We start from the raw sequence: 12,617 nt of genomic DNA, 5'->3' as shown, positions 1-12,617 counted from the left end.
TCGCACATGCGCGCGCGCGGGCGGCACCGCGACGGCGGGTGGGCGCGGCGGAGCGCGCCGACCAGCTGCGGGGGGGCGGGCCCCCCCGCCCCCGAGCGGGCCGCCCGGGCGCTGCACGCGCACGAGCGCACCGGCCCGCGGCGCGGCTACTACTACCAGCTGGCCGCGAGCTCGGGCTGGAGCAGCCTGCCGTTCCTCTCCCTGGTGCGGCAGCCGACGCTGGTGGTGGCCGGTGACGACGACCCGATCGTCCCGCTGGTCAACGCCCGGATCATGGCGCGGCTGATCCCCGACGCCCGGCTGCACGTGTACCGCGGCGGGCACCTGGCGCTGGTCACCGAGGCCGACGAGCTCGCGCCGGTGGTCGAGGACTTCCTCGACACCGACTAGAGCAGGCGCCTAGAGCCCGCAGGCGTCGCCGCCCTCGACGAAGCCCTGCCGGAAGGAGTCGACCAGCTCGAAGCCGGACAGGCCCGACTCCGGGACGACGGTCGGCTCGGTGGCGTACCGCAGCAGCACCACCGCCGCCTCGTCGACGTCGCCGGGCGAGAGGTCCAGCGGCGCGCCGTCGAGCGCGCCGAGGTGGGCCTCGCGGGCCAGCCAGCCGGTGGCGCACACCGCGCTGGTCACCGCCTCCGGGTCGTCCACCGACAGCCCGCGCTGCTCGCGGACGGCCAGCGCGTAGGGCAGGCCGAGCAGCGTCGTCACGGCGAAGTCGCCGACCTCGTGGAAGGCCGGCTCGAGCAGGCCGGCGGCGTCGTAGCGGACCGAGCCGTCCCCGGGACAGAACTGCAGGTCCAGCTCGGCGCCCTCGCCGGTGCACACCGCGCCCGCGCCGTCGGCGGCCCGGACCTCGGGCGCGGCGAACGGGCCGCCGAGCGGGCCGGTGCCCGGGAAGCCGCGGGTCAGGGCCTGCTGCCAGAACCCGGCCAGCACGTCGTCGGCGCCGTCGACCACCGCGCGGTAGGACCGGTCGCGCCCGCCCGGGCGCGGGAGGACCTCCTCCTGGGTGAACACGCGGGACCCGTCGAAGGCGGCGCAGGCCCCCGGACCGTCGGCGTAGCCCTCCTGGAAGGCCGACAGCTGGTCGAACAGCGACCCGTGCGCGTCCTCGGCGTCGGGCGGGGTGCCGACGGCGTCACCGAAGTACAGGTAGCCGAGCAGGTACGGGTCGAGCTCCTTGGGCCGCACGGCGAAGTGCTCGGAGTGCCCGGTGACCACCCACTTGGTCCACGCGCCGGCGAAGCACTCGGCCTGCGTCTCCGCGACGATCGAGGGGTCGTCGAGACCGGCCTGCGCCTGGACGGCGTGGCTGATCTCGTGCGCCATGATCTCGGCGACGATGAACGGCCCGTAGTCCCCGACCAGGTCGGCCAGCCAGGCCCGGTCGTAGACGACGACGTCGTCGTCGCCGCAGTAGAACGCGTTGTCGGCGAGGTCGTCGACGTCGTCGGGGAAGCAGACGCCGTCGGGCAGGGCGGCGGGGTCGGTCTCGGCGGGGTCCACCGACCAGAAGCCGCCCTCGATCGGCCCGAACCGCCCACCGAACACCTCCGGGTAGGTCCGCTCCCACCAGGCGAGGACGTCGGCCACCGCGTTGCGGGCCACCCGGTCGGCCGGGTCGCCCTCCTCGGCCAGGTGCACCCGCACCTCGACGTCGGTGGCGTCGGTGGTCGCCGTCCCCGTCGGGGAGGCCGTACCGGGGACGACGGAGGTGCAGCCGCCCGCCAGCACCCCCGCCACCAGCAGGACGCCGGCGGCCGGGCGGCGCGGGCGGGCGGCGGCGGGCATCGTGGCAGCGAGGCTCCCCGGCGGCGACCCCGCGGTCAACGGCGCCGCGCGCCGGGCCGGGGCGCCGGCACCGCCCGCGGCGCGCCGTCGCTGCGCGGGGCGGGCACGCCCGCCGCGACGACGGGTCGGGGGCGGGCCGGGGGCGGGCGCCGGCCCGGCACGGTCCCGCACGGCCCCGACCCGCCATCCGCCGGTCAGTCCCCGAGGGGGTGGGTGCGGATCGCGGTGACCAGGGAGCAGCCCTCCGGCCCGAACGGGTCGACGACGAAGCCGAACTGCACGAGCACGTCGGCGAGCAGCGCGTTCATGGTCCGCTGCACGGCCGTGTCCAGCGCGGCACCGCGGACCTGCTGCACGCTCATCCGGTCGTGCTGGCGCCAGCTCACCAGGACCCCGCCGTGGGTGGTCTCCGGCGTCAGGCACACCCCGCCGGCGGCGGCGGTCCCCGGGTCGGTGGCCGAGCAGTCGTGCAGCGACAGGCCGGCCTCGACCAGTGCGGCGGCGACCTCCACGACCAGTGTGGTCAGCGCGTCCTCGTCGGTGAGCAGCTCGTCCCAGTCCTCGGGCAGCCGGTCGAGCTGGGTGCCGAGCTCGGTCAGCCACGCCCGGTCCTGCGGCGAGGGGCGCCGGGCGACGGTGCCGTCCTCGCGGAGCACGCCGTGCACGGTGCGGACCGCGCCGTCGAGCTCGCAGGCCACGGCCGCCCAGTCCGCCTCCACCCGGTCGTCGAACGGCCCGGCGAGCGCGACGGGCCGGTCCCCGGTCCCGTCGGCCAGCCACCACGCCGTCGGCGCGCCGGCCGAGGCGCTGCGCCGCCCGGCGGGGTGGGTCGCCAGCCCCACGGCGGTGCGGGCCGGGGTGGCCGTCGCGACGGCGCCGGCCGCGGCGGTCTCGCCGCCGCCGGTCGGCAGGGCCGGCACCGGGGCCTTGAGCAGGACGGGGACGGTGTCGTCACCGCCCGCCGCGACCGGCGCGGGCGGGCCGGCCGGCGGCTCCCGCCGGCTCGCGGCGTTGCGCTCGAACTCGTAGCGGGCCGTCGAGCTGCGGCCGAGCGCGACGACCAGCCCGGCCGTCGCGAGGAACCCCAGGACGGCGACCACCGGCCAGAGCAGGACGGCGGTCATCACCACGCGCACCAGGACCGCTGCGGACCGGCGCCCCAGTCGGCCGCCCGTCGCACCCAGCCGCGCACGACCGCCACCGGGTCCACCGGCACGCGGACGGCGGGGCCGGGGAGGGCGGGGGCGTCGAGGGCGGGGGCGTCGGCGGGCCGGCCGGCGTCGGACTCGAGGCCGAGCAGGTCGAGCAGGTCGGCGATGCCGAGCCCGTCCCCGGGCGGTAGCGGGGACGGGGAGGTCCGGCGGGGTGCCGGCAGGGTGGGCGCGCTCACGGTGTTCCTCCTGGACGACGTCCCGGCCGGGGAAGTGCCGGGGACACCGAGAGCATCGGGCCCGGGCGCCCCGCGGGACCCCTGCTGGACACGGCTCCCGCGGCGGCGTCACGTGATCGTTGTGTGCGCCCGTCCGCGGGGGTGGTGACCGTGGGCAACCGACGACGTCTTGTCGACTCGCGGTGCGTCCCCCCGCGTGGACGGCGCCCGCGTCCGGTCGGTGATCCCGGGCGGCGGCGTGTCGGGCGCGGTCAGCCCCGGGTGGCCGTCTCGCAGGGCGCGCCGCTGCTGTCGCAGGTGGTCCACTCGCCGGTCGGGCGGCCGCGGTCGGACCACCCGGAGCACAGCTCCGTCCCGTCGAGGCGGAACCACTCCCCGCAGCCGTCGGGCTGCCCGCCGACGACGTGCCCGCGGGCGCGCAGGGACCCGTCGCGGTGCCGCTCCGCGTGCGGTCCCTCGGTGGACCCGGCCTGGGGGCGTCCGCCTCCGTCCTCGCCGTCCCGGGTCGCGCGGAGCCTGCGACGGGGTCCGGCGGACGGCGGGACCCGGGAACGACACCGGGACGCCGTCGGTGTCGACGGCGTCCCGGGAGGGCGTGCTGTGTGGCGCGTGCGGCGCTTACTCGGCGTAGCGGACGACGTGTCCGCCGGCCTCCTCGCCGAGCGGCGTGACGTCGAGGCCGCGCAGCCAGAGCACGTCGGCGAGCGCGCGGTTCATGACGGCCTGCACCGAGATGTCGGCGACCAGGCCGTGCACCTGCTCGACGCTCATCCGGTCGTGCTGCCGCCAGCCGACGACGACGCCGTCGAGGGCGGGCTCGGCGCTGACGCAGGCCCCGCCGAGCGCGGCGCCGTCACCGGCGGCGTCCCACAGCGGCAGGCCGGCCTCGACCAGTGCGGCGGTGACCTCGACGACCAGGGTGGCCAGCGGGTCCTCGTCGGTCAGCTCGGCGTCCCAGTCCGCGGGCAGCCGGTCGAGCTGGTCGCCGAGGTGGCCCAGCCAGGCCAGCTCCTGCGGGGAGGGGCGGCGGTGCAGGCCGCCGTCGGGCCGCAGGACGCCGTAGACCGGCCGGGCGTCGCCGGCGTGCATCGAGGCGGCCCAGGCCGCCTCCGACCGGTCGGGGAAGGGACCGTCGACGAGGCGGTCGCGTCCCTGCCCGTCGTCGACGACGAGCCACCAGCCCAGGCGTGCCTGGCCGTCGACCCTGATCTCACTGCTGCGGAGTGCCACTGGTTCCACCGTTCATCCCGTCCATGGGGCCGCCGCGGGGGAAGCGCGACGGCGGCCGCGCCCACCGGGTGAGGGCGGAGCGGGTGGCAGAAACGTAGGGGCGCGGCGCGCGGCGCGGGCCCCGGTGCGGCGCTCGCGTGACACGGCGTAGTCGGATCGTTGCGAAGGCCACCGACACGGACGGTGACCGGCTCCTCCAACCGCCCACATGTCGACCGTTCCGCGCTCACGCGTGCGTGGGGATGTGCCGAAACCGCACGACGACGCCGTTTCGGCTCAACCCCCGGCGCGTCCCGGCGGTGGCGCAGGCGGACCGGGACCGCGCCCGGCCGGGATGCGCGATCATCCCCGGGACGAACGGAGGAGACCCGTGACCGACAGACCCGTGACCGACAGACCCGTGACCGACGGCGCACCGGTGGTCGTCGACGACACGGCGGCCAGCCGCTTCGAGGTCCTCGTGGACGGCGCGGTCGCCGGCTACGCCGAGTACCGGCGGACGGCGTCGGCGCTGTCGTTCACCCACACCGTCGTCGACCCGGCCTTCGAGGGCCGCGGGCTCGGCTCCGTGCTCGCGCGCGGCGCCCTCGACGCCGCCCGCGAGGCGGGTGCGCGGGTCCTGCCGTTCTGCCCGTTCATCCGGGGTTACATCCGGCGGCACCCGGACCACCTGGACCTCGTCCCCGCCGACCGCAGGGCACAGTTCGGGCTGGCGCCGGCCGCCGACCACCCGACCCCCGACGACCCGAGGTGAGACCCCGATGACCGAGACCCGCGACCTGAGCGCCCTGGAGGCCGAGCGCGACCGCATCCGCGCCGCGCACCTGAAGCCGGCCGGCGAGCGCCCGCCCTCGACCGCCCGCGGCCTGCACCACACCGCGCTGATCAGCAGCGACGTCGAGCGGACCGTGCGCTTCTACCAGGAGGTCCTCGGCTTCCCGCTGACCGAGCTGGTCGAGAACCGCGACTACCCCGGCTCCTCGCACTTCTTCTTCGACATCGGCAACGGCAACCTGCTCGCGTTCTTCGACTTCCCCGGCCTGGACGTCGGCCCCTACGCCGAGGTGCTCGGCGGGCTGCACCACATGGCCATCAGCGTCGAGCCCGAGCGCTGGCACGAGCTGGTGCGGCGGCTCACCGACGCCGGGGTGCCGCACGAGGTGCACAGCGGCGTCTCGGTCTACTTCCGCGACCCCGACGGCGCCCGCATCGAGCTGATCGCCGACCCGCTCGGGGAGATGTACGGCCTGTCCGTGCTCTGAGGCCCGGGCGTCAGTCGTCGCCGCCGTTGCCGTTCCCGCGGCCCCTGCCGTTGCCGTTCCCGTTCCCGTTCCCGTTCCCGTTGCCGTTCCCGTTGCCCTCGTCGTCCCCGCCCTCGTCCTCCTCGTCCTGCACCGGGGGCGGCGTGGCGTAGGTGACGGTGACCGTCGACCCCACGACGACCGGGCCGGTGGGGTCGACGGCGACCACCTGCCCCTCCGGGACGTCGCCGGTGACGACCGTGCCCGGCTGCACCTGGAGCCCCAGGGCGACCAGCTCCGCCTGGACGTCGGGGAAGGGGCGCCCGACCAGGGCGGCGGCCACGACGTCGACCGTGGGGGGCGGCGCGGGCTGGGTCGTGGTCGGGGCGGACGGCGACGGGGCCGAGGACGAGGTCACGGGCTGCGCCGCGGACGGGGAGGACGACGGCGCCGCGGACGGGGAGGGGTCCCCGCGGGTGCCGAGGACGACCGCCACCCCGACGACGGCGAGGACGAGCAGCGCGAGCGCACCGGCGAGCAGCCGGCGGCGCCGCGGCCCCTCCCCGGGGACGTCGGAGGGCGCCGTCGCGTCGGCCGGGAGGACGGTCGTCTGCTGCGGGGCCGCGACGGGGAGGACGAGCGTGGCCGACGACGCGCCCGGGGCCGGCCGGCCGGCGAGCACCGCGTCGACGGCGTCGCGCAGGGCGGCGCCGTCGGGGAAGCGGGCTGCCGGGTCCTTGGCCATCGCCCGCTCGACCAGCGCGCGGACGTCCGCCGGCACGTCGGCCGGCAGCGGCGGCGGCTGCTGCTGGACGTGCATGAGGAGCACCTGCACCGGGCTCTCGGCGTCGAAGGGCACCCGTCCCGTGAGGCACTGGTGGGCGACGACGCCGAGGCCGTAGACGTCGCTGGCGGGCGAGGCCTTGGCGCCCTGCACCTGCTCCGGGGAGATGTACTGGGCGGTCCCCATCACCTGCCCGGTCTGGGTCATGTGGACGCTCGACGCCGACCGGGCGATCCCGAAGTCGGTGATCTTGACCCCGCCGTCCGGCACGACGAGCACGTTGCCCGGCTTGACGTCCCGGTGGACGACGCCGGCGGCGTGCGCCGTGGCCAGCCCCGCGGCGGCCTGCCGCACGATGCGCAGCGTCTCCGTCGCGTCCAGCCGGCCGGCGCGGGCGAGCACCGCCGACAGCGGCTCCCCGGCCACCAGCTCCATCACGAGGTAGGCCAGCGGCTCGCCGTCCGGGCTGACCGTCTCGCCGTAGTCGTGCACCGCGGCGATGTGCGGGTCGGACAGCTGCGCCGCGTGCCGCGCCTCCGCACGGAAGCGCTGCAGGAAGGACGGGTCGCCGGTGTACTCGCTGCGCAGGACCTTCACCGCCACCGGCCGGTCGAGCAGCGCGTCGTGCCCCCGCCAGACCCGTCCCATGCCGCCGCTGGCGAGGACGGAGTCCAGCCGGTAGCGGCCGCCCAGCAGGTCGCCCGTCGGGCGCATCGGTCCTCTTCCCCCTCGTCGTCCGGTGGCCGGTCCCCCGGCCGCCGGACGCCGCGGCGGGGACGACCGGCCTCAGGAGACGGTACGTCGCGCGGGGTCGGGGAAGGAGCGGTCCCCGAAGAGCACCCGGCGTGCCGCGGCGCGCCCGGGCGCCGTGCGCAGCACCGGGAAGGCGGCCGCCGCCATCGCCGGGGTGCGCACCGCCGCGAGCCCCCGGCGCAGCAGCAGCCGGCCGCGGAACGCGGCGCGCAGCGCGGCGCCGTCGTAGTGCCGCAGCGCGTCGGCCCGGCCGGTCCGCAGCGCGTCGTCGAGGACGTCGGCGGCGTGCCGGGACAGCCGCAGGCACGGGTCGAGGCCGCCGGCGGTGAGCGGGGAGACCGCGCCCGCGGCGTCGCCCACGAGCAGCCCGTCCGCGCAGCCGATCCGGCGCAGCAGGCCGCCGACCGGGATCGGCCCGCCGCGCCGCTCCACCTCGCCCGGCCGGCCCGCGGGTAGGCCCGGCGCCCCCGTCGCGAACCGCCGCAGCGCCGCGCGCACGCCGTCCGGGAAGCGGGCGGCGTACCCGGCGACGCCGACGTGGGCGTGCCGGCCGTCGTCGACCACCCAGGCCAGGTAGCCGGGGGCGAGCGAGGGGTCGAGCACGCAGTGGAACGTCGGCGGTCCCCCGCCGTCCGCGACCGGGAACACCTCCTCGGCGCCGACCAGCAGGTGCGTGTTGCGGTCCAGGCCGAGGTCGCGGGCGACGGCGGACCGGGCGCCGTCCGCGCCGACGACGAACCGCGCCCGCACGCGCGCGACCCCGTCCGGGCCGGCCAGCAGGGACCCGCCGTCCGCGCGCCCGGCGTAGCGGGTCCCCAGCGCGAGCCGCACGCCGGCGTCGGCCGCCTCGCGGGCGGCGGCCGGGTAGAGCGCCCCCATGTCGCCCACGCGGTACTCGTCGCGGTCGCTGTCCAGGACCACCGGCCGGCGCCGGTCCGGCGGGTACAGCACCACCCGCCGGATCGGCGGGCCGAGGCAGTCCGGCGGCAGCGCGAAGTCGTCGAGCGTCTTGCGGACGAAGATGCCTGTGGTGCGGATCGCGCCGTCCAGGCGCCGCCGCCGGTCGGCCAGCAGCACGTCGTGGCCGCGGCGGGCGAGCAGCGTGGCGGTGTGCAGGCCGGCCAGCCCGGCGCCGACGACGAGCACGTCGGCGGTGTCGCGGGCGCTCACCGGTCGGCGTCGGCGCGGACGAGGCGCAGGAGGCCGAGCAGCAGCGCACCGGCGGCCCAGGCGAGCAGCACGGCGACCGACGACGCCCGCGTCATCCCCGGCACCTCCCCGCCGAGCAGGAGGAACGCCGCCCCCGACCCGGGCAGCACCTCGGCGACCGCCGCCGACCAGCCGGCGCCGACCGCCGGGAGCAGCAGCGGCAGCACCAGGAGCAGGAGGAAGGCGGCGACGAGGGCGCCGGCCGTGCTGCGCAGCAGGAAGCCGAGCCCGGCGGCGAGGGCGGTGCCGGCGGCGAGCACGAGGGCGACGTCGGCGAGCACGCCCGGGCCGTCGTCCCAGGACAGGGTGATCTCCGGGTGCGGCGCGGCGAACGCGGCCATGGCGCCGGCCAGCGCGATCGCCACCCCGAGGACGGTGGCGACGGCGACCGGCACGAGGGTGCGGGCCGCCAGGAGGACCCCGCGGCGCGGCGTCCACTGCAGGGTCGGGACGATCCCGCCGGTGGCGTGGTCGGACGTGACCGCGAGGAGGACCAGCGTGAGCAGCGCGAACTGCGCGGGCAGCACCGGCACGGCCACCGCCGCCCAGGCGCCGCTCCCCGACGGCGGGTCCGCGGCCGCCTCCGCGCCGGCGACGGCGTCGATGCCGGCCGTGGTCACGGCGGCGGCCGCCAGGCACCACCAGGTGGCGCGGACGGTCCACAGCCGGGTCCACTCGGCGGCGGCGGTGCGGGCGAGCAGGCGCCCGGTGCCCACCCCGGGGACCGACGGCGCGGTCACCTGGCCCCCTCCGGCGTCGCCGCGACCGGCCGGCCGGGGTGCTCGACGGCCTCGCCGGTGAGCGCGAGGCCGGTGAGCGCGAGGTAGGCCTCCTCCAGCGAGGCGGCCGTCTCGGACAGGTGGTGCAGCGGGATGGCGGCGACCGCGGCGAGGTCGCCCACCTGCGCGGCGGTGCCGCCCTCGACCTGCAGCTCCGCTCCCCCGGCCGGCTCGGCGGAGAGGCCGTGCCGCCGGAGCAGCGCCGTCAGCGCCTCCGGCTGCGGGCTGCGGACCCGGACCCGGGGCCGCCCCGGCCCGCGCAGGAGCTCGTCGGTGGTGACGTCGGCGACGAGGCGGCCGCGGCCGATGACGACCAGCCGGTCGGCGATCGCCTGCACCTCGCCGAGCAGGTGGCTGGAGACCAGCACGGTGCGGCCCTCGTCGGCGAGCCCGCGCAGCAGCCCGCGGATCCAGCGGACGCCGTCGAGGTCCAGCCCGTTGACCGGCTCGTCGAACAGCAGCACGCGGGGGTCGCCGAGCAGCGCGGCCGCGATGCCCAGCCGCTGGCGCATGCCGAGCGAGTACGCGCGGATGCGGCGGCGCGCGGCGCGCTCCAGGCCGACCTGCCCGAGCACCTCGTCGACGCGGCGGGCCGGGATGCCGTTGGTCCGGGCCGCCACGCGCAGGTGGTCGCGCCCGGTGCGGCCGGGGTGGACGGCGCCGGGGTCGAGCAGGGCGCCGACCTCGCGGAGCGGCTCGGTCAGCTCCGCGAACCGCCGTCCGCCGACCAGCGCCGTCCCCGCGGTCGGGCGGTCCAGGCCGAGGACCATCCGCATCGTCGTCGACTTGCCCGCCCCGTTGGGGCCGAGGAAGCCGGTCACGGTCCCGGGCACGACGTCGAAGCTCAGGTCGTCGACGGCGAGGACGTCGCCGTAGCGCTTGGTCAGGCCGCGGACCTCGATCACCGCGAGGCCTCGTGCGCCGGCTGCGGGGCCTCCTGCCCGTCGGGCACCCACTCCAGGATGTCCCCGGGCTGGCAGTCGAGCACCCGGCACACGGCCTCGAGGGTGCTGAAGCGGATCGCCTTGGCCCGCCCGTTCTTGAGCACCGCGACGTTCGCCGGGGTGAGCCCCACCCGCTCGGCGAACTCGCCCACGCTCATCTTCCGCCGGGCCAGCTCGACGTCGAGACGCACGACGATGGGCATCAGATGACCGCTTCCATGTCGGTGCGCAGGACGGTGGCCTGCCGCAGCAGCGCCCGCATGACGACCACGAGCAGCCCGACCACGGCGCCGACCAGCAGCAGCACGACCAGCAGCGCGGGGAGCACGGGGTCGTCGCTCACCTCGTCGACGACGAAGTAGTAGGAGCAGACGAAGGCGCCGAGGAGCATCAGCCACCCGGCGGCCATCGCGCCGACGATCGCGTCCACCCACGGCTGGGAGCTCGCGCTGAAGATGCGGTCGGCCGTGACCAGCGTCAGCAGCTGCCAGGTGCAGACGATGACGACCTGGACGCACGCGAGCGCGAGGACCAGGACCGTCCACATGACCCAACCCACGACCGTCTGCTCCAGAGACGGGTCGGCGACGTCCGGCACGAGCTCCGGCACGGCCCGGAGCTGGGCGGCGGCCAGCGCGGCGAACACGACGACGAGCAGGACCCGCAGGGGCACGACCACCCGGTGCATGCGTGACATGCATCGACTCTCGCGCATGATCCATCGAATGTCGATAGACAGTTGTCGACGGACGAGAGGTCGGTCGGCTGTGGAGAGCGCACCGGTCCCGGGCCCGGCCGCTCTCGCGTCAGGCGCGCGCCGTCAGCAGCAGTCGCACGTCTCGTCGCAGCAGTCGTCCTCGATCGGGTCGCTCACGGTTCGTCACCTCCCCTCGCGGACGGGCACCAGGTGCCGGGGCTGGGCGGCGGGCACTGCGCCGAGGGCAGGGCGTCGGCCATCGCCCGCATCTCCGTGCGCAGGGCCACGAGGCGGGCGATCTCGGCGTCGACCTCGTCCAGCCGACGGCGCAGCAGCTGCTCGGCCGGCTCGCAGGGACACGTCCCGGTGTCGCGCACGGCCAGCAGGGCGCGGATGTCGGACAGCCGCAGGCCCAGGCGCTGGGCGCCGCGGATGAAGTGCAGCCGGTCGACGGCGCCGGCGTCGTAGCTGCGGTAGCCCGCCGCGGTCCGCTCCGGCTCCGGCAGCAGGCCGACGCGCTCGTAGTAGCGGACGGTGTCCGTCGGGACCCCCGCCGCGGACGCCAGCTCGGCGACGCGGAGCCCGCGGACGGCTGTCGCTGTCATGCGGCCGACGCTAGGCCTGTGACCCGGGTCCAGGGTCAAGCCCGGCGCCCGGCGGAGGAGTCCTCAGCCGGCGAGGGTGCGGCGCAGAGCCGCCGCCAGGGTCCCCGCGTCGAGCGTCTCGAGGGACCCGGGCACACCGAGCAGCGCCCAGGTCAGGACGCTCCGCTCCTCGGGCGTGAGGTCCCGGCCGAGGACGGGGACCAGGAGGGGCGCGGCGACCTCGTCGACCACGATGTCCCGCCCCCAGAACGGCAGCGGGACCGCCGGCAGGACGGCCGCCCCGTGCCGGGCCACCGCCGCCTCGGCGGCCGCGCGGAAGTGGAGGTCGTCGTAGCGGCCCAGCCGGTGGGCCCAGTCGTCGCCCCGGGCGACGCTGCGGCGCCGGCGGCGGATCGCCGGGTGCGCGACGGCGTCCAGGGACTCCGCCTCCCGGTCGGTCTCCCGCACCTCGTCCCGGGGCAGCGCCGCGGCCAGCAGGCGCAGGGCGCCGGCCACCGCGGGGGCGGCCAGCACGGCGGCGGTGTCCTCCAGCAGCGAGGCGGCGTTCCGCCACTCCGGCGCGCCGGGCGCGGCGGTCGACAGCAACGCGACCAGCCGGTCCCCCGCCCGGACCGGGTCCTCGGCGATCCCGAGGAACCCGGCCGCGCCCTCGACCGCCACCTGCACCCAGCCCCGCCGGTCGGCGAGGTACCCGCGGGCCGCCTCGACGCGCCCGGCCTCGTCGAGGCCCGCGGCCAGCCGCGCGGCGACGTCGGCCCGCGCGGCGGCGAGGGCACGCTCGCGCCGGAGGTCCGGGTCGTCGTCGCGGGCGAGCCGCAGCGGTGGCTCACCGTGCCGCGGGCAGTCCCGGTCGAGGCCGGTGAAGACGCGCCGGTCGGGGGGCGCGTCGGCGTCCCGGTACCAGGGGCCGAAGGGGCCACCGGGCCAGTCGGCCGGGTCGAACCGGCCGCCGCCGGTCGTCAGCAGCGGTCCCGCGCCGGGCTCCTCCTCCCAGCCGGCGAGGACGCCGTCCACGACGTGCACGTGGCCGCCCGTGTGCATCGCGACGGTGTAGGTGCCCGTGGGGCCCAGCCCGCCGCGCGGGAGGCCGACCCGGTCGCCGACGTGCAGGTACCGCAGGCCCTTGCCCCACAGCTTGACCTGCTCGTAGCGGTCCCCGTGGTGCACGGTGTCGTACGTCCCCATGTCGCTCCC

The 12,617-nt window shown here is 77.6% G+C and carries 15 protein-coding genes; 3 read left to right on the top strand and 12 right to left on the bottom strand.

Annotated features, from left to right (window positions below; genetic code table 11):
* Positions 1–390, top strand: a 390-nt coding sequence (locus ACI8AB_RS20770; RefSeq protein WP_456951678.1) for an alpha/beta fold hydrolase, incomplete at its 5' end; no start/stop codon positions are given.
* A gap of 9 nt (positions 391–399) precedes the next feature.
* Here the strand turns inward: ACI8AB_RS20770 and ACI8AB_RS20765 are convergent.
* From ACI8AB_RS20765 to ACI8AB_RS20750, 4 genes are all read right to left on the bottom strand, one after another.
* Positions 400–1,791: a neutral zinc metallopeptidase gene (locus ACI8AB_RS20765; RefSeq protein ID WP_456951677.1), complete on the bottom strand. Its 1,392-nt coding sequence runs from the start codon at positions 1,789–1,791 to the stop codon at positions 400–402.
* A 194-nt stretch (positions 1,792–1,985) separates the two neighbouring features.
* Complete coding sequence (locus ACI8AB_RS20760) at positions 1,986–2,915, bottom strand: hypothetical protein (RefSeq protein ID WP_456951676.1); 930 nt, start codon at positions 2,913–2,915, stop codon at positions 1,986–1,988.
* Complete coding sequence (locus ACI8AB_RS20755; protein ID WP_456951675.1) at positions 2,915–3,181, bottom strand: hypothetical protein; 267 nt, start codon at positions 3,179–3,181, stop codon at positions 2,915–2,917. Before ACI8AB_RS20755 ends, ACI8AB_RS20760 begins: the two co-directional genes overlap by 1 nt.
* A gap of 618 nt (positions 3,182–3,799) precedes the next feature.
* Positions 3,800–4,411 (bottom strand): hypothetical protein, encoded by a 612-nt coding sequence (locus ACI8AB_RS20750; protein WP_456951674.1) that lies wholly within the window; start codon positions 4,409–4,411, stop codon positions 3,800–3,802.
* A 385-nt stretch (positions 4,412–4,796) separates the two neighbouring features.
* On the opposite strand from ACI8AB_RS20750, the gene ACI8AB_RS20745 reads away from it, so the two are divergent.
* Positions 4,797–5,165 carry a GNAT family N-acetyltransferase gene (locus ACI8AB_RS20745; protein ID WP_456951673.1) on the top strand — a complete coding sequence of 123 codons (369 nt, stop codon included), beginning with the start codon at positions 4,797–4,799 and terminating at the stop codon, positions 5,163–5,165.
* 7 nt (positions 5,166–5,172) lie between these two features.
* Positions 5,173–5,673, top strand: a complete 501-nt coding sequence (locus ACI8AB_RS20740) for a VOC family protein (RefSeq protein ID WP_387988295.1) — start codon at positions 5,173–5,175, stop codon at positions 5,671–5,673.
* Between the two features lie 10 nt (positions 5,674–5,683).
* On the opposite strand, the gene ACI8AB_RS20735 is transcribed toward ACI8AB_RS20740, so the two are convergent.
* The 8 genes from ACI8AB_RS20735 to ACI8AB_RS20700 all read right to left on the bottom strand — a co-directional run bounded on the left by ACI8AB_RS20735 (position 5,684) and on the right by ACI8AB_RS20700 (position 12,608).
* Positions 5,684–7,150, bottom strand: coding sequence for a serine/threonine protein kinase (locus tag ACI8AB_RS20735; RefSeq protein WP_456951672.1), 1,467 nt, complete (start codon positions 7,148–7,150; stop codon positions 5,684–5,686).
* A gap of 72 nt (positions 7,151–7,222) precedes the next feature.
* A complete protein-coding gene (locus ACI8AB_RS20730; RefSeq protein WP_456951671.1) occupies positions 7,223–8,359 on the bottom strand; it encodes an FAD-dependent oxidoreductase in 1,137 nt (378 codons plus the stop codon).
* Positions 8,356–9,138, bottom strand: coding sequence for a hypothetical protein (locus ACI8AB_RS20725; protein ID WP_456951670.1), 783 nt, complete (start codon positions 9,136–9,138; stop codon positions 8,356–8,358). Before ACI8AB_RS20725 ends, ACI8AB_RS20730 begins: the two co-directional genes overlap by 4 nt.
* Positions 9,135–10,082 (bottom strand): ABC transporter ATP-binding protein, encoded by a 948-nt coding sequence (locus tag ACI8AB_RS20720; RefSeq protein ID WP_456951669.1) that lies wholly within the window; start codon positions 10,080–10,082, stop codon positions 9,135–9,137. The genes ACI8AB_RS20725 and ACI8AB_RS20720 overlap by 4 nt, the downstream gene beginning before the upstream one ends.
* Positions 10,079–10,324 carry a helix-turn-helix domain-containing protein gene (locus tag ACI8AB_RS20715; RefSeq protein ID WP_387988290.1) on the bottom strand — a complete coding sequence of 82 codons (246 nt, stop codon included), beginning with the start codon at positions 10,322–10,324 and terminating at the stop codon, positions 10,079–10,081. The genes ACI8AB_RS20720 and ACI8AB_RS20715 overlap by 4 nt, the downstream gene beginning before the upstream one ends.
* On the bottom strand, positions 10,324–10,818 hold the full coding sequence (locus tag ACI8AB_RS20710) for a DUF2975 domain-containing protein (protein WP_456951668.1): 495 nt from the start codon (positions 10,816–10,818) through the stop codon (positions 10,324–10,326). Before ACI8AB_RS20710 ends, ACI8AB_RS20715 begins: the two co-directional genes overlap by 1 nt.
* A gap of 173 nt (positions 10,819–10,991) precedes the next feature.
* Entirely contained in the window at positions 10,992–11,423 is a 432-nt protein-coding gene (locus tag ACI8AB_RS20705; RefSeq protein ID WP_456951667.1) for a heavy metal-responsive transcriptional regulator, read from the bottom strand.
* Positions 11,424–11,486: 63 nt separating this feature from the next.
* Positions 11,487–12,608 carry a hypothetical protein gene (locus ACI8AB_RS20700; RefSeq protein WP_456951666.1) on the bottom strand — a complete coding sequence of 374 codons (1,122 nt, stop codon included), beginning with the start codon at positions 12,606–12,608 and terminating at the stop codon, positions 11,487–11,489.
* Between the last annotated feature and the right edge of the window lie 9 nt (positions 12,609–12,617).

It is taken from the genome of Geodermatophilus sp. SYSU D00698 (assembly GCF_054050335.1).
Note: the sequence above shows the minus strand (reverse complement) of the source record. Positions and strands in the feature narration are given on the sequence as shown.